The following is a 968-nucleotide window of genomic DNA, read 5'->3' on the forward strand; positions in this document are numbered from 1 at the left end:
CCAAACCAAGCAATCCAAGGCAGTCCGTAAACTCAATGGCCAGCATCATATCGCTTTATCGGGTACGCCAATGGAAAACCGCTTAAGTGAGCTATGGGCGATTTTCGATTTCATTAACAAAGGATATCTTGGAACGCTGGGCCAATTCCAGGAAAAATATGTGGCCACCATCGAACGGGATGAACAAAAAGATAAAATCAAGGAATTGCAGCGTTTAATACAGCCGTTCTTGCTCCGTCGTACAAAACGGGATAAAGATGTCGCACTCAACCTTCCCGATAAGCAGGAGCAGAAGGAGTTCGTCCCGCTTACCACCGAGCAAGCATCGTTGTATGAACAACTGATTAAGGATACTTTCACTGATATCGAACAACTATCAGCCTTTGAACGAAAAGGCATCATCCTGCAGATGCTGAATAAGCTGAAGCAGCTTTGCAATCACCCAGCTCTTTATTTAAAAGAGATGGATAAGGAAAACATCCTGAAGGCGGCTAACCGATCCGGCAAACTCGAGAAGCTTACCGAGCTTGTTGATGCCGTCCGCGAACAGGATGAAAGCTGTCTCATTTTCACCCAATATATCGGGATGGGCAACATGATGAAAGAATTGCTGGAAAAACGATATAACATCGAAGTTCCATTCCTGAACGGGAGTGCAAACAAGAAGCAGCGCGATGATATGATTACACGCTTCCAAGATGGCGAATTCCCCATCTTCATTCTTTCATTAAAGGCTGGCGGCACCGGTCTTAACCTAACGGAAGCAAACCACGTGATCCATTATGATCGCTGGTGGAACCCGGCTGTCGAGAATCAAGCCACGGACCGTGCCTACCGAATTGGACAGCAGCGATTCGTTCATGTTCATAAGCTAATCTGTACAGGGACACTGGAAGAAAAGATTGATCAAATGCTCGATAAAAAACAAGCATTGAACGACGAAATCATCAGCAGTGACAACTGGATCA

General features: G+C 45.6%; 1 protein-coding gene. It reads left to right on the forward strand.

Translation table 11 applies throughout. The features are described 5' to 3' along the window. On the forward strand, nt 1-968 hold a 968-nt coding region (locus CVN76_RS05270; protein ID WP_198512494.1), incomplete at both ends, for a DEAD/DEAH box helicase.

It is taken from the genome of Bacillus sp. mrc49 (genome assembly GCF_002803435.1).